General features: G+C 60.3%; 24 protein-coding genes. 7 read left to right on the top strand and 17 right to left on the bottom strand.

Annotated elements, in window-relative coordinates; translation table 11 throughout:
- Nucleotides 1-140 precede the first annotated feature (140 nt).
- Nucleotides 141-569 (bottom strand): RNHCP domain-containing protein, encoded by a 429-nt coding sequence (locus tag Q0Z71_RS10070; protein WP_298021809.1) that lies wholly within the window; start codon nucleotides 567-569, stop codon nucleotides 141-143.
- Between the two features lie 310 nt (nucleotides 570-879).
- Here Q0Z71_RS10070 and Q0Z71_RS10065 point away from each other — a divergent pair, with 310 nt between their 5' ends.
- The gene (locus Q0Z71_RS10065; RefSeq protein ID WP_298021806.1) at nucleotides 880-2,082 is read left to right on the top strand and encodes an acetyl-CoA carboxylase biotin carboxylase subunit family protein; all 1,203 of its coding nucleotides are present in this window, start codon (nucleotides 880-882) and stop codon (nucleotides 2,080-2,082) included.
- Nucleotides 2,083-2,145: 63 nt separating this feature from the next.
- On the opposite strand, the gene Q0Z71_RS10060 is transcribed toward Q0Z71_RS10065, so the two are convergent.
- The 5 genes from Q0Z71_RS10060 to Q0Z71_RS10040 all read right to left on the bottom strand — a co-directional run bounded on the left by Q0Z71_RS10060 (nucleotide 2,146) and on the right by Q0Z71_RS10040 (nucleotide 5,772).
- A complete protein-coding gene (locus Q0Z71_RS10060) occupies nucleotides 2,146-3,225 on the bottom strand; it encodes a DUF4179 domain-containing protein (protein WP_298021802.1) in 1,080 nt (359 codons plus the stop codon).
- Nucleotides 3,222-3,734 carry an RNA polymerase sigma factor gene (locus tag Q0Z71_RS10055; protein WP_298021798.1) on the bottom strand — a complete coding sequence of 171 codons (513 nt, stop codon included), beginning with the start codon at nucleotides 3,732-3,734 and terminating at the stop codon, nucleotides 3,222-3,224. The genes Q0Z71_RS10060 and Q0Z71_RS10055 overlap by 4 nt, the downstream gene beginning before the upstream one ends.
- 350 nt (nucleotides 3,735-4,084) lie before the next feature.
- Complete coding sequence (locus Q0Z71_RS10050; protein WP_298021795.1) at nucleotides 4,085-4,291, bottom strand: hypothetical protein; 207 nt, start codon at nucleotides 4,289-4,291, stop codon at nucleotides 4,085-4,087.
- A gap of 69 nt (nucleotides 4,292-4,360) precedes the next feature.
- Complete coding sequence (locus Q0Z71_RS10045) at nucleotides 4,361-4,555, bottom strand: hypothetical protein (protein ID WP_298021792.1); 195 nt, start codon at nucleotides 4,553-4,555, stop codon at nucleotides 4,361-4,363.
- A 41-nt stretch (nucleotides 4,556-4,596) separates the two neighbouring features.
- Nucleotides 4,597-5,772, bottom strand: a complete 1,176-nt coding sequence (locus Q0Z71_RS10040) for an NADP-dependent malic enzyme (protein ID WP_298021788.1) — start codon at nucleotides 5,770-5,772, stop codon at nucleotides 4,597-4,599.
- A gap of 137 nt (nucleotides 5,773-5,909) precedes the next feature.
- On the opposite strand from Q0Z71_RS10040, the gene Q0Z71_RS10035 reads away from it, so the two are divergent.
- Nucleotides 5,910-6,329 carry an Rrf2 family transcriptional regulator gene (locus Q0Z71_RS10035; RefSeq protein WP_298021785.1) on the top strand — a complete coding sequence of 140 codons (420 nt, stop codon included), beginning with the start codon at nucleotides 5,910-5,912 and terminating at the stop codon, nucleotides 6,327-6,329.
- Between the two features lie 54 nt (nucleotides 6,330-6,383).
- On the opposite strand, the gene Q0Z71_RS10030 is transcribed toward Q0Z71_RS10035, so the two are convergent.
- From Q0Z71_RS10030 to Q0Z71_RS09995, 8 genes are all read right to left on the bottom strand, one after another.
- Nucleotides 6,384-6,581, bottom strand: a complete 198-nt coding sequence (locus Q0Z71_RS10030; protein ID WP_187028650.1) for an alpha/beta-type small acid-soluble spore protein — start codon at nucleotides 6,579-6,581, stop codon at nucleotides 6,384-6,386.
- Between the two features lie 282 nt (nucleotides 6,582-6,863).
- The gene (gene nrdG, locus Q0Z71_RS10025; protein WP_298021779.1) at nucleotides 6,864-7,403 is read right to left on the bottom strand and encodes an anaerobic ribonucleoside-triphosphate reductase activating protein; all 540 of its coding nucleotides are present in this window, start codon (nucleotides 7,401-7,403) and stop codon (nucleotides 6,864-6,866) included.
- A gap of 19 nt (nucleotides 7,404-7,422) precedes the next feature.
- Nucleotides 7,423-7,701: a hypothetical protein gene (locus tag Q0Z71_RS10020; RefSeq protein ID WP_298021776.1), complete on the bottom strand. Its 279-nt coding sequence runs from the start codon at nucleotides 7,699-7,701 to the stop codon at nucleotides 7,423-7,425.
- A gap of 67 nt (nucleotides 7,702-7,768) precedes the next feature.
- Entirely contained in the window at nucleotides 7,769-9,967 is a 2,199-nt protein-coding gene (nrdD, locus tag Q0Z71_RS10015) for an anaerobic ribonucleoside-triphosphate reductase (protein WP_298021773.1), read from the bottom strand.
- 329 nt (nucleotides 9,968-10,296) lie between these two features.
- A complete protein-coding gene (locus Q0Z71_RS10010; RefSeq protein ID WP_298021770.1) occupies nucleotides 10,297-10,824 on the bottom strand; it encodes an ECF transporter S component in 528 nt (175 codons plus the stop codon).
- A 152-nt stretch (nucleotides 10,825-10,976) separates the two neighbouring features.
- Nucleotides 10,977-12,194, bottom strand: coding sequence for an FprA family A-type flavoprotein (locus Q0Z71_RS10005; protein ID WP_298021767.1), 1,218 nt, complete (start codon nucleotides 12,192-12,194; stop codon nucleotides 10,977-10,979).
- 25 nt (nucleotides 12,195-12,219) lie between these two features.
- Complete coding sequence (locus Q0Z71_RS10000) at nucleotides 12,220-14,127, bottom strand: acyl-CoA dehydrogenase family protein (RefSeq protein WP_298021763.1); 1,908 nt, start codon at nucleotides 14,125-14,127, stop codon at nucleotides 12,220-12,222.
- A 217-nt stretch (nucleotides 14,128-14,344) separates the two neighbouring features.
- A complete protein-coding gene (locus tag Q0Z71_RS09995; protein WP_298021760.1) occupies nucleotides 14,345-15,172 on the bottom strand; it encodes an HAD family hydrolase in 828 nt (275 codons plus the stop codon).
- Between the two features lie 182 nt (nucleotides 15,173-15,354).
- On the opposite strand from Q0Z71_RS09995, the gene Q0Z71_RS09990 reads away from it, so the two are divergent.
- The 5 genes from Q0Z71_RS09990 to Q0Z71_RS09970 all read left to right on the top strand — a co-directional run bounded on the left by Q0Z71_RS09990 (nucleotide 15,355) and on the right by Q0Z71_RS09970 (nucleotide 18,932).
- Nucleotides 15,355-15,588 carry a helix-turn-helix transcriptional regulator gene (locus Q0Z71_RS09990; RefSeq protein WP_298021758.1) on the top strand — a complete coding sequence of 78 codons (234 nt, stop codon included), beginning with the start codon at nucleotides 15,355-15,357 and terminating at the stop codon, nucleotides 15,586-15,588.
- On the top strand, nucleotides 15,572-15,841 hold the full coding sequence (locus tag Q0Z71_RS09985; RefSeq protein WP_298021755.1) for a hypothetical protein: 270 nt from the start codon (nucleotides 15,572-15,574) through the stop codon (nucleotides 15,839-15,841). The genes Q0Z71_RS09990 and Q0Z71_RS09985 overlap by 17 nt, the downstream gene beginning before the upstream one ends.
- A 251-nt stretch (nucleotides 15,842-16,092) precedes the next feature.
- Nucleotides 16,093-17,400, top strand: coding sequence for a M18 family aminopeptidase (locus tag Q0Z71_RS09980; protein WP_298021752.1), 1,308 nt, complete (start codon nucleotides 16,093-16,095; stop codon nucleotides 17,398-17,400).
- Nucleotides 17,401-17,592: 192 nt separating this feature from the next.
- A complete protein-coding gene (locus Q0Z71_RS09975; protein ID WP_298021749.1) occupies nucleotides 17,593-18,465 on the top strand; it encodes a DUF3795 domain-containing protein in 873 nt (290 codons plus the stop codon).
- Nucleotides 18,462-18,932: an LURP-one-related/scramblase family protein gene (locus Q0Z71_RS09970; protein ID WP_298021746.1), complete on the top strand. Its 471-nt coding sequence runs from the start codon at nucleotides 18,462-18,464 to the stop codon at nucleotides 18,930-18,932. Before Q0Z71_RS09975 ends, Q0Z71_RS09970 begins: the two co-directional genes overlap by 4 nt.
- A 35-nt stretch (nucleotides 18,933-18,967) precedes the next feature.
- On the opposite strand, the gene Q0Z71_RS09965 is transcribed toward Q0Z71_RS09970, so the two are convergent.
- The 3 genes from Q0Z71_RS09965 to rimM form a co-directional block, all read right to left on the bottom strand.
- Nucleotides 18,968-19,519, bottom strand: a complete 552-nt coding sequence (locus Q0Z71_RS09965; protein ID WP_298021743.1) for a hypothetical protein — start codon at nucleotides 19,517-19,519, stop codon at nucleotides 18,968-18,970.
- Between the two features lie 68 nt (nucleotides 19,520-19,587).
- Complete coding sequence (trmD, locus tag Q0Z71_RS09960) at nucleotides 19,588-20,364, bottom strand: tRNA (guanosine(37)-N1)-methyltransferase TrmD (protein ID WP_298021740.1); 777 nt, start codon at nucleotides 20,362-20,364, stop codon at nucleotides 19,588-19,590.
- Nucleotides 20,354-20,860, bottom strand: a complete 507-nt coding sequence (gene rimM / locus Q0Z71_RS09955) for a ribosome maturation factor RimM (RefSeq protein ID WP_298021737.1) — start codon at nucleotides 20,858-20,860, stop codon at nucleotides 20,354-20,356. The genes trmD and rimM overlap by 11 nt, the downstream gene beginning before the upstream one ends.
- Nucleotides 20,861-21,175: the final 315 nt, after the last annotated feature.

The raw sequence follows: 21,175 nt of genomic DNA, 5'->3' as shown, positions 1-21,175 counted from the left end.
ATTTCTTCCATGCCTCTTTTGTCTGTTTCCTCATATCCCTTATTATATCATCAAATCTTTATTTTGGACACTCCCCGCTTGGCGCCGCGGGACATAAAAAGAGGGCATCCGGGAAACCGGATACCCTCACAGCGGTGGACTTACGCTTCCAAACTGCTGCTTCCGGCCAGCAGGTCCGTCAGCCCCTCGATGCGTTCCAGCGGGAACGGCGGCGAAGCCAGAGGCTTCATGGCAATGGACAGCAACTTTATGGGATTGTCGTCCGCCGCCACCCGGTTGGAATTCAGCCTGCCGCAGCGGCGGCAGCGGTGGATCAGCGCCCATTCACCGCCCTTCCGCACCCATACGCCGATCGGCTCCATCTGTCCGCCGCAGTCCGACATGCGGTCGCCCGGCTCCTTGTCCACATGGAGGCTGGTGAGGCAGTTGGGGCAGTGATTCCGATGGCCGCTTCCAGCGCCTTCCGGCACCACCAGCCTTCCGCACGCCTCACAGGTAAATACCTCCCGGCAGGCGTGGGTCCTGTAATATCCTTTTTTAAATGACTTTTGTTTCCTTCCCTGATCCATAGGGGTGTCCTCCTCAAAAATTCATAGGTTTCTTTTGGGAGGCCTGTGATGGTCCGCGCAAACCTCCCGGTCAGCGGACAACCACCGTATCAAAATAATACTTCACAAGACATGCTCCTTTTTGATCAATTTGCCTGCGGCACAGCCTGATGATAGCATAGATGCCGCCTGTACGCAATCCCATCCCTGCGCCTTTTCCCGGAAATCCCGGCCCCTGTCGGAACTGGGCGGATTTTCCCTTGCATTTTTTCCGCAGCGAGGCTATAATTCAATACCATAAAGCGATAAATCACGGACAGGAGGGCTTCCCATGAATTTCGTCTTTATCTCCCCAAACTTTCCCGAGGCATACCGCTGGTTCTGCATCCGCCTGCGGGAGAACGGCGTCAATGTGCTGGGCGTGGGCGACGCCTCGTATGACTCCCTGCACCCGGACCTGAAAAAGGCGCTGACGGAGTACTACCGGGTGGACAGCCTGGAGAACTATGACCAAGTCCTGCGGGCCGTGGGCTACTTCACCGGGCAGTACGGCAAGATCGACTGGGTGGAGAGCAACAACGAATACTGGCTGGAGCTGGACGCAGCCCTGCGGACGGACTTCAATATCACCACCGGCCTGAAATCCCATGAGATCGAAAAATACAAGAGCAAGCTGGCCATGAAGGCGTACTACCGGAAGGCGGGGGTGCCCTGCGCCAGGTGCGCGCCGGTCACCACGGCGGAGGCGGGCTTTGCCTTTGCCAGGGAGGTGGGGTATCCCATCATTGTCAAGCCGGATAACGGCGTGGGGGCCATTGCCACCTGGAAGCTGAAGAGCGACGAGGACATGGCCGCATTTTTTCAGGACCCGCCCGCCGTGCCCTATCTGATGGAGGAGTTCGTGTCCGGCTTCGTTACCACCTATGACGGCGTGTGCAATTCCAAGGGGGAGGTCCTTTTCGCCGCCAGCCACATCACCCGGAATTCCATCATGGACATGGTGAACGAGGGCGTGCCCACCTATTATTACGTGGACAAGGAGGTGCCCGCCGATATGGAGGTGGCTGGAAAGGCCACGCTGAAGGCCTTCGGCGCGTCCAGCCGGTTCTTCCATCTGGAGTTTTTCCGCCTCACCGAGGGCAAGGAGGGCCTGGGCCAAAAGGGCGACATCGTGGCTCTGGAGGTCAACATGCGTCCTGCCGGCGGATTCACGCCGGATATGCTGAACTTTGGCCAGAGCGCCGATGTGTATCAGATCTGGGCGGACATGGTGGCCTTCGACGAGTTGCGGCATACATACGACGGCCCCCACAGCTACTGTGTATACGCCGGACGGCGGGACGAGAACCACTACGTCCGCACCCTGCCGGAGCTGGAGGAGCAATGCGGCGCCCATGCCCGGCTGTTCACCCGGATGCCGGACGCCCTGGCGGGCACCATGGGCAACCAGGTGGCCATCGCCTGTTTCGACACCTTGGAGGAGGTGGACGATTTCGTTCAGACTGCCTTTGAGCTGGCCCCGGCGGAGGTGTGATCACACAGGGAAACGAGGAGCGCCTGAAAAAGGCGCTCCTCGTTTTTCGATAGGGTGCTTCCGTCACTGGACCAGATCCAGCTGGTCCAGATCCAGCCAGACGTCGTTGACCCGGATGGCCTCCACCGCGGCAGGGTTCAATACCCGGTGGAAGGGGCCTGTTTTGGTGGAGCCGCCCCAACTGCCATCCTCCTGTTTTTCCAGACGGCTGCCATGCTGGCTGGCAATGCCCGCGGCCTCCTGCCCATTGATCCGGAGCGCCTCCAATTTTGGACCAAAATCGTTTCCACTATCCTCGCCATCCTCCTCCGGCAGCGGTTCCAGGCCCGCAAAAGCGACCTCGGCATAGAAGGGAGAGATGGTGACCTTTGTGACCCGGATGGGAACGCCCTCCATGGGTTCCAGGGTCACATCGCCCTCATAGACCAGCTCCACGGATTTTTTCTCCACAATAAACGTGAATTCAAAGGGACCCTTCAGCGTGGTATTTCCACATTTCAGATTTTCCAAATGAAGTGTCAACTCGTCCTGGTCATTTTGGGAGGTGATGGAGTTGTTCTGCACCTGCAAATAGCAGGTATCCGTCTGCCGGTTATAGAGATACGTGATCGTTGGACGCCCGATAAAGGACCGCACAGAGTCCATGTACTTCTGCAGATCAGCATCCGGCAGATCTGGATGCGCTTCCCGGAGAGCGGACTCCATCTGGTGCTCTGAAAACCAGAGCCAGGAGTCCCCGCTGCTTTCATCATAGTAGGTGGGCATCTCGGCTCCATCCATCGACAGGGACAGCATCAGCGTGCCTCTATCCCACAGTGCTCCATGCAGCGTCATGGTCACGCCGTCCACCGTCTGGCTCTGACCGATGACCGTGCCCATGCTGGACAGCAGGTCCTCGGAGGCCTCCGGAGTCTGGACATCGGCGGCTCTGTTCCAGAACCACTGGGAGAACTGCCCGGTGACAGCGGCATAGCCGCAGGCGGACAGCACCAGCGCCGCCGCGATGACCGCCGCCGCCCAGCGGCGCTTCCGCCTGCGAGGCAGGGCGGCGCGGACCTTTTTTTCGATGCGGGCGCGGGACATCTCATCCAACGGGGGAGTATCGGTCTCCAGTTCGCTGGTCAGTTCATACCACGCATTCATAGGGGCACCTCCTTTTGCAGCAGCTTCCGGACCCGGTGGAGCCGGGCGCGGACGGCGGATTCCGTCAGCGCATACCGAGCGCCGATCTCCGCCGCCGTTTCCAACAGCAGATAATGCCGGAGAAAGATCTCGCCGTCCGGCGGGGAGAGGGCGCGGATGTATTCCGCCAGCAGGGAGCCAAGCACATGCTGTTCCAAAAACGCGGAGTCCTCAGCGTCATTGTCGAACAGCGGCGCCTCTGCCCGGCGGCGCAGGACCCGCCAGCGGTCGATGGCCAGATTCCGGGCCGTGGTGATGACGAACCCCCGCAGGGTCTCCGCCGCCAGGGAATCTCCGGCCTGCCAGATCTTGATGAGGGTGTCGGCGGCGATCTCCTCGATATCCTCCTGCCGTCCCGGCAGCACCCGTCCGGCAATGGCCGCCGCCAGGGGCGCGTACCGCGCGGTCAGTTCTGTCAGCGCCGCGTCGGGGGTATGGTCCAGCTGTGTCAGCAATTCCTGATCCGTCATCCGTTGGCCTCCTTTCTCCTTCATAATGGATACGATGGGAAACTGCAAAACGGTGCAACATTTAAAAAATTTTATTTGTCCCGCTGGGGATAGAAGAATATAGTCAATGAACTTGAAAAACAGCAAAGCTGTTTTTCAAGCGGGCAATGCCCGACCTGTGCAAAGCGCACGGTGAATGACTATGAAATCCAAATCAAGACCGCTTTTGCGGCCTGCCACAGCGCATGCGCGCTGTGATACTTGAAAAGTGGTTTTACCACTTTTCAAGTTATTTGATTATAAAACCGCCCGGCGGGAGTGCCGGACGGTTTTGTTGTTTTATACCCGGCCCATGGCGGTGAGAAAGTCCGTCAGGGCGTCCTGGGGCGTTGGGCCGCTTCATCCTCCACGGCGGAGAGGTACAGGGTGCGGCCATCCTTTCGCAGGGGGAGGACCAGAGCGGAATAGCTGTTCCGGTAAGCGAGAACGGCATTGTCATAGCCGTTCCAGCCATGGTTAAAAGCACCGAAGCTGCACGGGCCGTGGGTCCAGCCGCCCAGGGACTCGTCAAAGTACATACCCAGGTCACTGTGGTTTTGGAAGGTCTCAGCCTCGATGACGATGCGGCCGTCCAGATCGAATTGATCCTACCCCAGTGTATAGATGCGCTTGCCAGAAAGTTCAACTGTGACGGCTTCGATTTGTTCGCCGGTGTCCGGGTCGTAGATGCCGCCGGTGTAGCTGTGTCCGCCGATGTCCGCGGGGATGGACACCATGGGCAGAACTACCGCCAGGAAAGCAACGAAAATCACCAGAAGAAACAAATTTTTGCGGTCTTTCATAGAGGCCCCTTTCCCTGTGTCAACTCCTGTTTTCGGGAATTTTAGACGCGGGTCACGCCGGAGTCGTAAGCGGCCTGCTTGACAGCAGAGGCTACAGCGGTCTTGACCCGGGGATCGAAGGCGGCGGGAATGATGTAGTCGGCGGACAGCTCCTCGTCAGAGATCAGCTCTGCCAGAGCGTGGGCGGCGGCGATTTTCATCGCGTCGTTGATGTCGCTGGCCCGGGCGTCCAGAGCGCCCCGGAAGATGCCGGGGAAGGCCAGCACGTTGTTGATCTGGTTGGGGTAGTCGCTGCGGCCGGTGGAGACCACCGCCGCGCCGCCCGCCTTGGCGTCGTCGGGGAAAATCTCCGGGGTGGGGTTGGCGCAGGCGAAGATGATGGCGTCCCTGTTCATGGTCCGGACCATCTCCGTGGTGACCATACCGGGGGCGGACACGCCGATGAACACGTCGGCACCCACCAGAGTCTCCGCCAGGGTGCCGGGCTTCTTCTGGAGATTGGTGACCTGGGCCATCTCCTCCTTGATCCAGTTCATGCCCTCGGCGCGGCCCGCGTAAATGGCGCCGCGGCGGTCGCAGAGGGTGACGTTCCTGGCACCGGCGGAGAGCAGGAGCTTGGTGATGGAGATGGCGGCCGCGCCCGCGCCGTTGATGACGATGCGGACCTCTTCCAGGTTTTTGCCGACGACCTTCAGCGCGTTGGTCAGGCCCGCCAGGGTGATGACGGCGGTGCCATGCTGATCGTCGTGGAAGATGGGGATGTCGCAGCGCTCTTTCAGCTTCTGTTCGATCTCAAAGCAGCGGGGAGCAGAGATGTCCTCCAGATTCACGCCGCCGAAGGAACCGGCCAGCAGGGCCACGGTGTTCACGATGTCGTCCACGTCCTTGCTGCGGACGCATAGGGGGATGGCATCCACACCGCCGAAAGCCTTGAACAGCACGCACTTGCCCTCCATGACGGGCATACCGGCCTCGGGGCCGATGTCGCCCAGGCCCAGAACGGCGGTGCCGTCGGTGACCACAGCCACGGTGTTCCAGCGGCGGGTCAGCTCATAGCTCTTGCTGACGTCCTTCTGGATTTCAAGGCAGGGCTGAGCCACACCGGGGGTATAGGCCAGAGACAGCGCCTCCTTGCTGTCCACGGCGGCCCGTGGGGTCGTCTCCAGTTTTCCCTTCCACTCATAATGCAGGCGGAGGGATTCCTTTGCATAATCCATAGTTCCAAGCTCCTCTCGTATCTTGAAAAGTCGTACCCATTTTACGGGAAAAACGGTCCGCTGTCAATTCTGTTTCAAAAATACTTGAAATCCCAGATTTCCTATGGCAGAATAGAGAGGCAAAGGAGGGTATGGATATGAAGATTTCCACCAGAGGGCGGTACGCCCTGCGGCTGATGATGGATATTGCGTCCCATGACCAGGAGGGGTATGTGTCCCTGAAGGACGCGGCGGCGCGGCAGGAGATCTCCATGAAGTACCTGGAACAGATCGCGGGAATGCTGTCCAAGGCGGGGATGCTGCACAGCGGCCGGGGAGCCCAGGGCGGCTACCGTCTGGCCAGGGAGCCGAAGGACTATACCGTGGGCAGTATCCTGCGGCTGACGGAGGGCAACCTGGCCCCGGTGTCCTGTCTGGAAGGGCCGGAGAACACCTGCCGACGGTGCGGTGAATGCCCCACGCTGGATTTCTGGACAGGGCTGTACGCCGCGGTGAATGACTACATCGACCGCTTCACTCTGGCGGACCTGCTGGCGGAGCAGGCGAAAAAGCAATAACGAAAAGGGGAGGACCGGCAAACTGCCGGTCCTCCCTTTGGTTCCAGCGGGAAGTTACAGGGACTTCTCGTAGGACTCGATCATCTTCTTGACCATCTGGCCGCCGACAGAACCGGCCTCACGGCTGGTCAGGTCGCCGTTGTAGCCCTCCTTCAGGTTGACGCCAACCTCGGAAGCGGCCTCCATCTTGAACTTATCCATAGCGGCACGGGCCTCGGGAACGTTGATCTTGTTAGAATTCTTGCTAGACATAATCCATTCTCCTTTTCATCTATCAAACTTGAGTGGGTTTACTGGGTATCGCGAGCATAGTTTGACTCGAAAGAACAGGAATATGCCGTTTTTTTGCCGGAAATTTTTGCTTGCAGCATTCTGCGGATCTGGTTCAGATTCAGATCCATATGCGCGGTCATTCACGGAATGCTCAAAATATTGATATTTTAAATCAATATTTTGAACGATATTTGCTTTTTATCTTTTTGCGGCGGGCGATGCTGGCGGCGCGCTGCCATTGGACAAGCTGACGCGGCCAGGTCAGAGGCTGGGCCGGTCACGGTCCGGCAAAAAGCACAGATGCCCCGCCTTCCGAGTGGCGTTGAGGTCGATGAGCCGCTGGTTGCGGCTGCCCCGGAAGCGCAGGGAGATATCCTTCAGCTCCTCCACAAAGCGGCCGTCCACCAGAACGTTCAGCAGGGACAGCATCTCGTCCGTCACCTCGCACCGGGGATGGGAACCCTCCGTCAGCAGCTCCTCATAGGTGAAGCCGGAGAAGCCCCAGATGTTCTTCTGGGGATACGCCGCCCGCACCCGGCGAAGGAAGGGCACCAGCGCCCGTTGGTTTTCCGGCTCAAAGGGTTCGCCGCCCAATAGGGTCAGGCCGTTGATATAGCCTGGCTCCAGCAGGGAGAGGAGATATGCCTCTGTCTCCGCTGTGAAGGGCTGGCCGTAGTCGAAGGCCCAGGTCTGAGGCTGGAAGCAGTTTTTGCAGTGGTTGGTACAGCCGGAGACGAACAGCGTCACCCGGACGCCCTCGCCGTTGGCGATGTCGCAGTTTTTGATTTCACCATAGTACATAGTGTGTCTCCTCAAAACATCAGTCATGCAGGCCTGCATAAAAATAGACAAATGCAGCCACAAAAGAAGCGGCTCGGAAATGGACAGCATGTGCGGACAGACCCGGCCCCCGAAAAAGCCGCAGCAGAGCGGCCATGGTCCCCATACAAAAGACGATCTCTTCCACCAGCAGGATGACGGGCCGAAATGACAAGACCGGAAGATACCCAGCTATCCGAAACAGGAGAATGGCGCTCCAGACCGGTTCCTGCTGCATCCAAAACAGACCGTTGAAGATCTGCGTATAGGCCTTTTCCACATGCCGGGCACCTCTCCAAGATAGGAGACAGGGCGGGGCTTTCCCCCGCCCTGTCAGCGTTATGATATCACAGGTGCAGTACCCGGTCCCGGATCTCCTGGGTCCGGCCCTGGTTCCAGAACTGGGTGCCGATGTAGCCGCAGGTCCGGCGGGCCACATTCATCTTGTCCTGGTCGGTGTTGCCGCACTTGGGGCACTTCCAGACCAGCTTGCCGTTCTCCTCCACGATCTGGATCTCACCGTCCCAGCCGCAGACCTGGCAGTAGTCGCTCTTGGTGTTCAGCTCGGCGTAGATGATGTTGTCGTAGATGAACTTCATCACCTGAAGCACCGCCTCCAGGTTGTTCTGCATGTCCGGCACCTCCACATAGCTGATGGCGCCGCCGGGGGACAGATGCTGGAACTGGGCCTCAAATTTCAGCTTGTCAAAGGCGTTGATCTCCTCGGTGACGTGGACATGGTAGGAGTTTGTGATATAGCCCTTGTCGGTGATGCCCTCGATGACGCCGAAGCGCTTTTGCAGGCACTTGGCAAATTTATAGGTGGTGGATTCCAGAGGCGTGCCGTACAGGGAGTAGTCGATGTCCTCGGCGGCCTTCCACTTGCGGCAGGCGGCGTTCATAGTCTCCATCACCTGCAGGGCGAAGGGGGTGGCGGAGGGGTCCGTGTGGCTCTTGCCGGTCATGAACTTCACGCACTCATAGAGACCGGCGTAGCCCAGGGAGATGGTGGAGTAGCCGTGGTACAGCAGCTCGTCGATGGGCTCGCCCTTTTTCAGGCGGGCCAGGGCGCCGTACTGCCACAGGATGGGCGCCACGTCGGAGAGAGTGCCCAGCAGACGCTCATGGCGGCACCGCAGGGCCCGGTGGCACAGCTCCAGACGCTCGTCAAAGATCTTCCAGAACTTGTCCAGATTGCCGCCGGAGGAGAGGGCCACGTCCGGCAGGTTGATGGTCACCACGCCCTGGTTGAAGCGGCCGTAGTACTTGTGCTTGCCCGGCTCGTAGTTGCCGGCGTTGGCGATGTTGCCGATGCCCGCGTCGGTAAAGCGGTCCGGCGTCAGGAAGGAGCGGCAGCCCATGCAGGTGTACACGTCGCCCTTCAGCTCCAGCATCTTCTTCTCGGAGATATAGTCCGGCACCATGCGCTTGGCCGTGCATTTGGCGGCCAGCTTGGTCAGGTAGTAGTAGGGGGAGTCCTCGTGGATGTTGTCCTCCTCCAGCACGTAGATCAGCTTGGGGAAGGCGGGGGTGATCCACACGCCGTCCTCGTTCTTCACGCCCTGGTAGCGCTGCTCCAGGACCTCCTCAATGATGAGGGCCAGGTCCCGCTTCTCCCGCTCGTTCTTGGCCTCGTTCAGGTACATGTACACGGTGACGAAGGGGGCCTGTCCGTTGGTGGTCAGCAGAGTGACCACCTGGTACTGGATCATCTGCACGCCGCGGTTGATCTCATCCCGCAGACGGGCCTCAACCAGCTCGGAGATCTTCTCCTCGCCGGGGTCGGCGCCGATGGAGGACATCTCCTGCTCCACGATCTTCCGGATCTTCTTCCGGCTGACATCCACGAAGGGCGCCAAGTGGGTCAGGGAGATGGACTGTCCGCCGTACTGGTTGGACGCCACCTGGGCGATGATCTGGGTGGCGATGTTGCAGGCGGTGGAGAAGCTGTGGGGCCGCTCAATGAGGGTGCCGGTGATGACGGTGCCGTTTTGGAGCATGTCCTCCAGGTTCACCAGGTCGCAGTTGTGCATGTGCTGGGCGTAGTAATCCGTGTCGTGGAAGTGGATGATGCCCTCCCGGTGGGCCTCCACGATGTCGGCGGGAAGCAGCAGGCGCTCGCTGATGTCCCGGGAGACCTCGCCGGCCATGTAGTCCCGCTGGGTGGAGTTCACCACGGGGTTCTTGTTGGAGTTCTCCTGCTTGGCCTCCTCGTTGCAGCACTCGATCAGGCTCAGGATCTTTTCGTCGGTGGTGTTGCTCTTGCGGACCAGGGAGCGGGTATAGCGGTAGGTGACATAGTTCTTCGCCACCTCAAACGCGCCGTGGGCCATGATCTGATACTCCACCAGGTCCTGGATCTCCTCCACGGAGGGAGAGCGGTTCATTTTCAGACAGGACAGCTCCACGGACTCCGCGATCCGCTGGATCTGAACCGGCGTCATTCGGGCGCTTTCCCCAACGCTCTCATTGGCTTTTGTGATGGCTGCGATGATCTTGGTGATGTCAAAGATCACTTCTGTTCCGTTTCGCTTGATGACTTTCATGAAAGCTCCCTCCGTTGATTCTATTGTGGATGAACCACAATATCTATTGTGATGCTGCTATTATAATACACAAGATATAGAAAAGCAAGTCGCTTTTACCACTATTGCGAAAAAGATTTGTACTGGCGTATGCCGGCGGCACAATTTCTATTCTGGCAAAAGAACAGCGGTTTGTCCATTGGGAGTTTCGCCAGAAATCGACCGGAAAATTCTCCATATAGCGGGAGCCCGCTTCAAAGATGCCGGGACTGCGGACTTTGAGATGTGCGGCGGGGTATCCACCGAAAAAAGAGGGTGCGCACCTGCGCACCCTCCATATTCAGAAAACCTCAACGGACGGAGAACTTGTTCCAGAAGGACAGCAGGCCGCCCTTGAAGCAGAGCAGGATGGACACCACAGCGCCAAAGCTGGCCTGGAAGATCTGGAAGGGCAGTTTCAGCAATGCCGCGCTGGCATCGGCATAGACAAAGGTGCGGCCCAGGGAGTAGCCCGCCACATTGATGACAACGCCCAGAACCACGCCCACCAGAGCGCCCCGGACACGGTGCTCCCGGGCCAGCTTGTGGGCGCACAGGGAGACCACCACAGCCTGGAGCCCGTGGGTAACCAGGGAGACGAACATGGGAGCGGGATAGAAGAAAAAGTCGCCTAGGAACGCGCCGACGCCGCCCACGAGAAAAGCCCCCAGGGGGTCCAGCAGGATGGCGGCTGTGCAGATCACAGCGTCGTTCAGGTATAGGTGGCCGCCGGGGACGGGAATGCTGAAGGAGCTCATCACGATGTTCAGCGCCATCAGCATGGCGGTGACCGTGAGCCACTTCACCGGACGCACGGTGTGGAGAGTGGAGGATGACATGGGGAAAGCCTTCTTTCTTGATGTGGTGCCCTCATTTTAATTCCACAATGACCATATTAAAAGTACCAATATAGGAAAATTTTATAAGGCCAGATATAGCGTAAAAAAGCGGGAAGCCCGACAGGGCTTCCCGCTTTGCCTATAGGGAGGTATCACTTGTTGACAGAGGCCGCGATGGCGTCGGCCAGGGCGTCCATCTCGCCGATGTTCTGCTCCTGGAGGGAGGAGGCCAAGGTCATGCCGTCGTCCAAAATGTCTATGTGCTTCAGCTTCTCCAGTTCCTGGCGCATGAGCGCGCCGGACCGGGGCGCCCAGGAGCCGTTTTCCAGCAGGGCCACAGTGCGCTTTTGCAGGTTCAGGGCCTTCATGTCCGCCAGGAAATTGTGCATGGGCGGGAAGATACCCAGGTTATAGGTGACGGAGGCCAGGACCAGGTGGCTGTACTTGAACAGGTCGGAGATCAGATAGCTGACATGGGTGCTGGACACGTCGTACAGCCGGGTGTTGAGCACGCCCCGCTCCGCCAGCTTGGCGGCCAGGATCTCGGCGGCCTGCTCGGTGTTGCCGTACATGGAGGCGTAGACGATCATCACGCCCTTTTCCTCCGGCTCATAGGTGCTCCAATGGACGTACTTGTCGATGATATAGCCCAGATCCTTCCGCCACACGGGACCGTGGAGGGGGCAGAGATATTTGATGTTGTCCAGCCCCACGATATTGGCGGCCTTGTTCAGCAGGGCCTGCACCTGGGGACCGTATTTGCCCACGATGTTGGTGTAGTAGCGGCGGGCGTCGTCCAGCCATTCGCCGTCAAAGTCGAACTCGTCGGCAAACAGCTTGCCGTCCAGCGCCCGGAAGGAGCCGAACGCGTCGGCGGAGAAGAGGACGCCGTTGGTGGTGTCGAAGGACACCATGGCCTCCGGCCAGTGGACCATGGGGGCGCTGACAAAGGCGATGGTGTGCTTACCGAAGCACTTGGTGTCGCCCTCCCGAACCTCTTCGACCTGTTTGACGTCAATGGGGAATCCGAACTGGTGCAGCAGGATCACCGCCTTGGGGGAGGTGACGATCTTCACCTCCGGCCAGCGGAGCAGGATCTCCTCAATGGAGGCGGCGTGATCCGGCTCCACATGGTTGATGACCAGGTAGTCCAGGGGACGGCCATCCAGCACGGCCTTCACATTGTCGATGAACTGGCGGCCCACAGACCAGTCCGCCGTGTCGAACAGGACGGTCTTCTCGTCCAGTAGGACATAGGCGTTGTAGGAGACGCCGTGATAGAGGGGATGGATATTCTCAAACAGGGCCAGGCGGTGGTCGTTGGCGCCTACCCAATACAGGTCATCGGTGACCTTCCGAACATTATACATAACAGATACCTCCTTTTAGGCCGCTTTAAACTTCGATTTCGATGAACTGATCCACCGGCTCGCCGCAGTGGGGGCACACCCAGCCCTCCGGCAGGTCCTGGAACTTGGTGCCGGGCTTGACGTCGTTCTCCGGGTCACCCACCAGCACGTCGTACTCGTGGCCGCAGCCGTTGCAGATATAGAGCTTCCGGGGCGGCGTGGTTTTCTTGGGCGTGGCCCGCTTCATCTTCTTCATGGGAGGCGCGGGCAGCTTCTCGCCGGTGTCCAGCGCCTTTGCCAGCAGGGGCAGGATCTCCAGCACGTCGCCCACGATGCCGTAGTCACAGTTCTTGAAGATGCGGGCGTTGGGGTCGATGTTGATGGCCACGATGGTGGAGGCGTCCTTGATGCCCTTCAGGTGCTGGCCGGCGCCGGAGATGCCGCAGGCGATGTACAGATTGCCCTTGAACTTCTGGCCGCTCATGCCCACATAGCGGTTCAGGGGGACATATTGCAGGGTCTCGGCCACGGGACGGCTGGAGCCGATGGCGGCGCCGGCGGCCTTGGCCAGATCTTCGATGAGCTTCATGTTCTTCTTCTCGCCGATGCCCTTGCCGGCGCTGACCACCCGCTCCGCCTGGACGATGGGGGTGTCCATGGGGATGCCCACGGTGAAGTCGTAGCCGTCCTTTTTCAGGGCGGAGACCAGGGCGTCCACCCGCTCCTGGGCGGTGCCGTCCTTCAGGATCAGCTTCTTGCGCTCGCCGGTCTCAGGGCCGTGCTTCTGGACGGGAGCGGCTTCCGCCTTGCCCGCCTTCCCCAGGATATGGGAGGCAATGACCACCCGCTGGATCTCGTTGGTGCCCTCATAGATGGTGGTGATCTTGGCGTCGCGGTAGAACCGCTCCACCTCCATGCCCTTCAGATAGCCGTTGCCGCCGAAGATCTGGAGGGCTTCGTTGGTAACCTCCAGGGCGATGTCGGAGGCGTACTGCTTGGCCATGGCGGACTCCATGCCGTAGGGGGCGTGGTCCTGCTTCAGGTCCGCGGCGCTGTACACCAGGAGCCGAGCGGCCCGGAGCTTGGTGGCCATGTCGGCGATCTTGAAGGCGATAGACTGCTGCTGGCAGATGGGGCGGCCAAACTGGACGCGCTCCTTGGAGTACTCCACCGCTGCCTCAAAGGCGCCCTGGGCGATGCCCAGCGCCTGGGCCGCGATGCCGATGCGGCCGCCGTCCAGCGTGGCCATGGCGATCTTGAAGCCCTGACCCTCCTTGCCCAGCAGGTTCTCCTTGGGGACCTTCACATTGTTGAACAGCAGCTGGCAGGTGGCGGAGGAGCGGATGCCCATCTTGTCATAGTGGTCGCCGAAGGTGAAGCCCTCCCAGCCACGCTCCACGATGAAGGCGGAGATGCCCCGGGTGCCGATATCCGGCGTGGTGACGGCAAAGACCACATAGGTGTCCGCCTCGCCGCCGTTGGTGATGAAGATCTTTTCGCCATTCAGAATGTAATGGTCGCCCTCCAGAACGGCGGTGGTCTCGGTGCCGCCCGCGTCGGAGCCGGCATTGGGCTCCGTCAGGCCGAAGGCGCCAATCTTCTTGCCGGAGCATAGATCGGGCAGATACTTTTTCTTCTGCTCCTCCGTACCAAACTGGACGATGGGAAAGGTACCCAGGGAGGTGTGGGCCGACAGGATGACGCCGGTGCCGCCGTCCACCCGGGCCAGCTCCTCCACGGCGATGGCGTAGCTGAGTACATCCAGCTCCGCGCCGCCGTATTTCTTCTCATAGGGGATACCCATCAGGCCCATTTCCCCCAGCTTTTTCACAGCCTCGGTGGGGAAGCGGTTCTCCTGGTCCAGCATAAAGGCGATGGGCTTTACCTCGGCCTCCGCGAATTCCCGGATCTTGGCCCGCAGGGCTTCATGGGCTTCGGTGGTTTGATAGAACATATTGACTTTCCTCCTTTGCCATTTTTGGGATGCTGCACAGACAAGTGCTTGTGGTGAGATCTTATTTTGAAAACAGTATACAAAAAAATGATACAGTAAAAAAGTGATTTTTGCAACTTTTGGCTCGTTTTGGAAGTCATCACAAAATACGCATTATTTTTTTAGAGATTCCGATAATGGAAAAATCAAAAAGACAGCGGCAGGGCTGCTGTTCAAATCAGATCTGGAGGATGTCATAGATGCCGCGGGCCACACCGCCCTGGTCGTGGCGGACCGTCACATGATCCGCCGCCGCGAGACAGGCGGGGGAGGCGTTGGCGACGGCGATGCCGCAGCCCACATAGGACAGCATGTCCGCGTCGTTGTCCCCGTCGCCAAAGGCGGCGATCTGCCCGGAGGAGAGCCCCAGCAGCTCCGCCACATACCGGACGCCGGAATGCTTGCCTGCGTCCCGGTGGGAGATCTCGATCAGCTGCCGGACGGAGGAGGTGATATAGATGTCCGGGACATGCCCTTTCAGCAGTGCCCAGAGACGGCCCTTGGTCTCCTCGTCCGGGACTACCAGGTCCAGGCCGTCCAGCTCCCGGATATGGGCCCGGATGAAGACCGCGATATCCGCCACCGGACGGCGGGTGCGCTGAATGTAGGGGATGGCCTGGGGCGTGGCGCCGTGGCCCACCGGGTCCGCCACATAGGCGGCGTCCGCATAGGCCTTTCCGTCCACAAAGGCCTCATAGACGGCCGGACCACCGGAGGTCAGGCACAGGATCGCCTGGACGGACCGGGGCTCCAGCGCATAGCTGTGCAGGCGCCTGCCGGTTGGAACGTGGTAGACAGCGGCGCCGTTGGAGGTGATGGCGTACTCGATGCCGGAAAGGGACACCAGCTCCCGGGGCAGGGAGTCAAAGGACCGGCCGCTGGCAATGACGATGTGCACGCCTTTGCCGATGGCATATTCCAGCGCCTGCCGGTTTTCCGGCGGCAGACGGCCCTCCCGGTCCAGGGTGGTCCCGTCCAGATCCAGCGCGATACATTTGATATCCATCTCATCGCCTCCTATAAATTTATTTTAGCATGAGGGCGGAGCGGATGCAACGGGGCAAAAGAGGACCACAGCCTAAAATATGAAGTAAACTTCAGAATTTTGCTTGACAGAGAGAGAAAACCAGGATAATATGAAGCTAACTTCACAAGAAGCCAGCTTCACATGCTGAAACGGAGGGGACGATGAAAACACGAGTCAGGGAGCTGCGGATAGCGGCAGGTATAACACAGCAGCAGTTGGCGGACCTAGTCCATGTCTCCGCACGAACGATTATTTCCATAGAAAAGGAGCAGTACAGCCCGTCGCTGATGCTGGCATACCGTATAGCTGAGATATTCGGCACAACGGTGGAGGAGCTGTGCTGCCTGAAAGAAAACCGGATATTGGAGGACAACCGGTATGAAGATCTATCATAAAAGAAATTTTGCGCTGGGCCTGTTTTTTGCGGCAATGGGGATTCTGCTTCTGGCCGTGAGCCTTCCGGAGATCATGCTGCTGCAAAAGGGAAAGACCATGATCCTCATCGGACTGTGCCTGTTGCTGGGGATCGGCCTGATCGCCCGAAGCCTGTCCCCAAAGCTGTCTAGAGAGGATAAGGTGGAGGAGCTGGACGAGCGGAACCAGCTGGTGCAGCTGAAAACGGGAAACAGAGCCTTCCAGGTCACATAGCTCATCTGCTTGGCACTGATGAGCCTTCTTCTGATCCTGGGAAAGAGCGAGGGAGAAGAGTCGGTGGTGTATGCGGGACTTGGGTTCGCCGGAGCGTTCAGCGTATCCGTGCTTGCGGAGCTGTTTGCCGGCCTTTACTATGAAAAGCGCGGATAGAGGGAGCCGCCGGCGTACAGACTGGCGGAGTGACACCTTTTCAAGGATATGGTATGCTCTATAAAAAATCTGATGGTGACGACGGAGGTTTTTTTATGAAACAGGAACTTTCCAAACAGCTCCTGGCGTTTTTGGACGCCAGCCCCACCTGCTATCACGCGGTGGATGCGCTGAAAGAGAAACTGCTGTCCAATGGATACCGGCAGCTGTGGGAATCCCGGCCATGGCGGCTGGCGGAGGGCGGAAGGTATTTTGTGGTACGGGGGGAGTCCACCCTCGTGGCCTTCCGGGTGCCCCGCCGGGATTTTCAGGGCTTTGTGCTGGCGGCAGGACACAGCGATTCCCCCACCTTCAAGGTGCGGGAGGCGGCGGAGGTGCCGTCCCCCGGCGCGTGCACCCGGCTCAGCGTGGAGCCCTACGGCGGCATGATCATGCGCTCCTGGCTGGACAGGCCCCTGTCCGTGGCGGGCCGCGTCATGGCGGCGGAGGACGGAAGGATCGTCTCCCGGCTGGTGAAGGTGGACCGGGACCTGCTGGTCATCCCCAGCGTGGCGATCCATATGGACCGGGAGGTCAACAAGGGCGCGGCCCTGCACGCCAACACGGACCTGCTGCCGCTGCTGGGCGGCGCGGGCGAGCCGGGACAGTTCCGCCGTCTGATCGCGGAGAGAGCCGGCGTGCCGGAGGACACGGTGCTGTCCACCGAGCTGTTCCTCTATCCCCGCACGCCAGGGACGCTGCTGGGGCTCAACGGGGAATTCATCGCCGCGCCCCGGCTGGACGACCTGCAATGCGTATTCGGCTGCTTCCGGGGATTTCTGGCGGCGGAGGACAGCGGGAGCGTTCCCGTTTTCTGCGTGTTCAACAACGAGGAGGTGGGCAGCGGCACCCGGCAGGGGGCGGATTCCACCTTCCTGACGGATGTGCTGTCCCGCGTCAGCGCGGCCCTGGGCCGGTCCCCGGAGGAGCACCACGCGGCCCTTGCCAACAGCTTCCTGGTGTCGGCGGACAACGCCCACGCCGTCCACCCGGCCCACCCGGAGTACGCGGACAAGCAGGAGTGCCCGGTGCTGAACGGCGGCGTGGTCATCAAATACAACGCCAACCAGCGCTACACCACCGACGCCCTGTCCGGCGCGGTGTTCCGGCAGATCTGCCGGGAGGCGGGCGTACCGGTACAGCGGTACAGCAATCGGGCGGACCTGCCCGGCGGCTCCACCCTGGGCAACATCAGCAGCGCCCACCTGTCCATCCCCACGGTGGACATCGGCCTGCCCCAGCTGGCGATGCACGCCGCCTATGAGGTGGCGGGCGTCCGGGACACGGAGGCCCTGGTCCGGGCCATGACGGCCTATTTCGGCAGGAGCCTGCGGTTTGGGCCGGAGGGCGTGGAAGTTTCATAGGGAAGCTGCAAAAGCCGGTGGATACACCGGCTTTTGTCATAGATTTGTTACACATTGGCGGCGCGGCCTGTGGTATGATAGAAAAAATTAGGAGGTACCTATGGACGAAAAGGAGCTGCGGGCAGCCATTGCGGCCGGCGAAGGCTGGCACGGCTGGAACGCGGCGCAGCAAAGCCATGAAAGGAGAAGTATATGGAGGGATATTGCGGAAAAAACTGTGAGACCTGCACCTGGCGGGAGCGGACGGCGTGCCCCGGCTGTCAGACAGGGCCTGGGAGAGCCCTGTCCGGCGACTGTGATATCGCCGCCTGCTGCCGGGAGAAGGGCCATGAGATCTGTGCCACCTGCGGCTATTTGACAGGCTGTCCCCGGCGGATGAGCCGGGACCGGGCGCCGGAGGAGCGGCAGCGGAGGGCCGATGCGGAGAGACAGCGGCGGCTGGCCCTGGACCGGAAGGCGCCGCTGCTGGGCAAGTGGCTGTGGGTGCTGTTCTGGCTGTTCATCCCCAGCGAGCTTGGAACGCTGATGAGCAACGACAATGTGGCGGCAGAGTTTCCCGCCGTGGGAATGGCGGGAGAGATCCTGGGGGTGCTGTGCGGACTGGCATGCGCCGCGATCCTGTGGCGCCTGCGGGAGGCCGGAGAACGGTACGGCACCGCGGCGGTCTGGCAGCTGATCTTGGCCGCGGCGGCTGTACTGCTGGCAGTTGTGAGCGCCCGGGACGCAGACGGCGGCCTGACGATTCTGATAGAGCTGCCTGTTTCGGTGGTGGGCATCCTGGCGGTATATCAGGAATTCAACGCCCACGCCGATGTGCTGGAAGGCGCGGACGACGGGCTTTCCGCGGCGTGGCGGAAACTGTGGAAATGGTATATCGGGCTGCTGGCCGGCATGTTTGCCTGTGTGCTGCTGGCGGCGATTGCCGGATGGCTGGGACTCCTGGCCCTGCTGGCGGATATGATCGGCGTGATCGTGGTATCGGTGTTGAAGCTGGTGTACCTGTACCGGACGGCCAAGCTGTTCCGGGAGCATATCCCCATGGAAGTGGAGGCGCTGCCGGAATGAGACTCCTGTTCAAACAGCGTTTTTTCAGCTGGTTCGACAGCTATGACATCTACGACGAGGCGGGAAACACCGTGTTCACAGTGGAGGGCAAGCTCTCCTGGGGCCACTGTCTCCACATCCTGAACGCCTGCGGGGACCACATCGGCACCGTGCAGGAGCGGGTGCTCACCCTCCTGCCCAAGTTCGAGCTGTATGAGGGCGAGGCCTATGTGGGCTGCATCCAGAAGGCGTTCACATTCTTCACCCCCCGGTTTGACATCGACTGCAACGGCTGGCAGGTCCAGGGCAGCTTTCTGGAGTGGGACTACACGGTGACGGAGCCCTGCGGGGCGGTGGTGGCCACCATCACCAAGGAGCTCTTCAACTGGACGGACACCTATGTCATCGACGTAGCGGAGCCCAGGGACGCCCTGCGGGTGCTGATGCTGGTGCTGGCCATCGACGCGGAGAAATGTTCCAGAAATTAAAAAAGATCAGGCACGGAGAACCGTGCCTGTCCTTTTTATTCGGAAAACAGGGGCTCCCAGAAAGATCCTCTGGTCAGTTTAGCTGCCATGGCAAAGGCTTCCTCCCAGTCGGCGGGTCCGCTGATGAGAAAGCGGGCTGAACCGCCGCCGTAGGAGGCGCCCGTCTCATGAACCTCATTTGCCAGGATCCAGACAAATTTCGAGTAGTTCCGGTTGAGAAACACAGGGCCAAACGCCCCTCCGCCAGGTGAGACAAAGCCTTCCGCATCCATGGTGGAGACGCGGCCTTCCTTTTTCAAAGACTCCCCAAAAGTGAGTACGATGCTCTGCGCCGTGTCCGTCTCCTCCAGGCCGCTGACAGAGACCGTGCCCTGGAACCGGCCCTTGCCCAGCAGGTTCCGGGTGTCCCGCCCCCGGATGGTCACAACGTGCTCCACGGCGTAATCCGGCGCGTCCAGACGGTACTCCGTGGCGGTGAGGCTCATATCGATGGTCCGGTTGCCGGGGAAATTCAGGACGGCCAGCGTCAGGATCAAGGCGATACATGCGATAAAGAGGGGGATCGGGTGATCCCGCAGCAGTTTCATAGAACACTCCTTTCATGATGGACATAACGGTGGAAAGGCCGACGGCAAAGCAGAGGCGCATCTCCGTGTTACGACTCGGTTTCTCCCGCGTCCTCTGCGGCCAGCTCGTCCTTGGCCTGCTGGAGGACCTTTTTTTCCGCTTTTGTGGTCAGCTGGGATTCGTCAAACCGGGCAAACAGGTCCGGGCGGCGGCGCATGGTGCGCTTGTAGCTCTCCTTCCTCCGCCAGTCGGCCACCTTGCCGTGGTCGCCGGAGAGCAGGATCTCCGGCACGGTCCGGCCGTGCCACACGGCGGGGCGGGAGTACTGGGGGTATTCCAGCAGGCCGTTCCAGTGGGATTCCTCCTCAAAGCACTCCGCGTCCGGCAGCACGCCGGGGACCATGCGGCACACGGCGTCCGCCACCGCCATGGCGGGGATCTCGCCGCCGGTGAGCACGAAGTCGCCCATGCTGATCTCCTCGTCCACACACTCGTCGATAAACCGCTGGTCAATGCCCTCATAGTGGCCGCAGACCAGGATCAGATGGTCATACCGCGCTTTCAGTTCCTTGGCCACCTCCTGGGTGAAGGTCCTGCCGCAGGGGGACATGAAAATGGTCCGCCCGGGGCCGCAGGTCTCCACGATATGCGCCCAGCAGCGGTACAGGGGGTCCGCCTGCATGACGGCGCCCCGGCCTCCGCCGTAGGGGTAGTCGTCCACCTGCATCTGCCTGTTGGTGGTGTATTCCCGGATCTGGTGGGTGCGGATGGCGATATAGCCCCGCTCCTGGGCGCGGCCCAGAATGCTGACGTTCAGCATGGCGTCCACAGAGTCGGGGAAGAGGGTCATGATATCAATGTTCATCCGTCGCCAGTCCCTCCCAGACGTGGACCTCCATGCGGTTGAGGTCCAGGTCCACCGATTTGATAAAGACATCCTTCACAGCGGGGATCAGGTATTCCCGGGCGCCCCGGACGGTATAGACCTTGTGGGCGGGATAGGGGTCCACGGCGGTCAGCTCGCCCAAACAGGCGCCGGAGTCCGCGTCATAGACCTCCAGGCCCAGCAGCTCGTCGTCGAAGTATTCGCCCTCCGGCAGGCGGGCGTCGGCCCGACGGATATACAGGTCCTTGTCCTTATAGGAGAGGGCGGCGTTCATATCGTCCACACCGGGAAATTTCATCAGCACCAGGCTCTTGTGGACGTGGTTGGCAGTGGGAGTGACGGGCTTGCCGTCAATATAGAAGGTCTTGAAGCGGGTCAAAAAGCTGGGATCGCCGTCCCGGGGCTGAACACGGACTTCGCCCTTGATGCCGTGGGCGTTGACGATGCGGCCAACTTTGATGGTTTCCAGTTTCATGGGAGTGGCTCCTTTTGTGTTGATACAGGTAGTATAGCTTGTTTTTTGCCAAGTGGCAAGGGGGAGTGTGCCGCTTTGCGGCACGGGAATGCGCCCCCATTTTCTTTGGGTCTTGCCCAAAGAAAACGGCCGCGCCCGGTCAAAAGAAAGGCGCTTTGGTGTCCGCAGTTGGCCCGATGGGCCAAGTGTGGACGAGACGTGGGGTCCCAGAAAGAGACCGTTGGCAGTCAGTGCTGGATTCTGCGTTGGGCGCGGGCACAGTCTTGCTGAATCTTTTGGTTTTTAGCCACGCGAATGAGAATTGCGGGGACGGGC

The organism is uncultured Dysosmobacter sp., from assembly GCF_947631635.1.
Taxonomy (GTDB): domain Bacteria; phylum Bacillota; class Clostridia; order Oscillospirales; family Oscillospiraceae; genus Oscillibacter.
The sequence above is the reverse complement of the archived record's forward strand: the minus strand, read 5'-3'. Positions and strand labels throughout refer to the sequence as shown.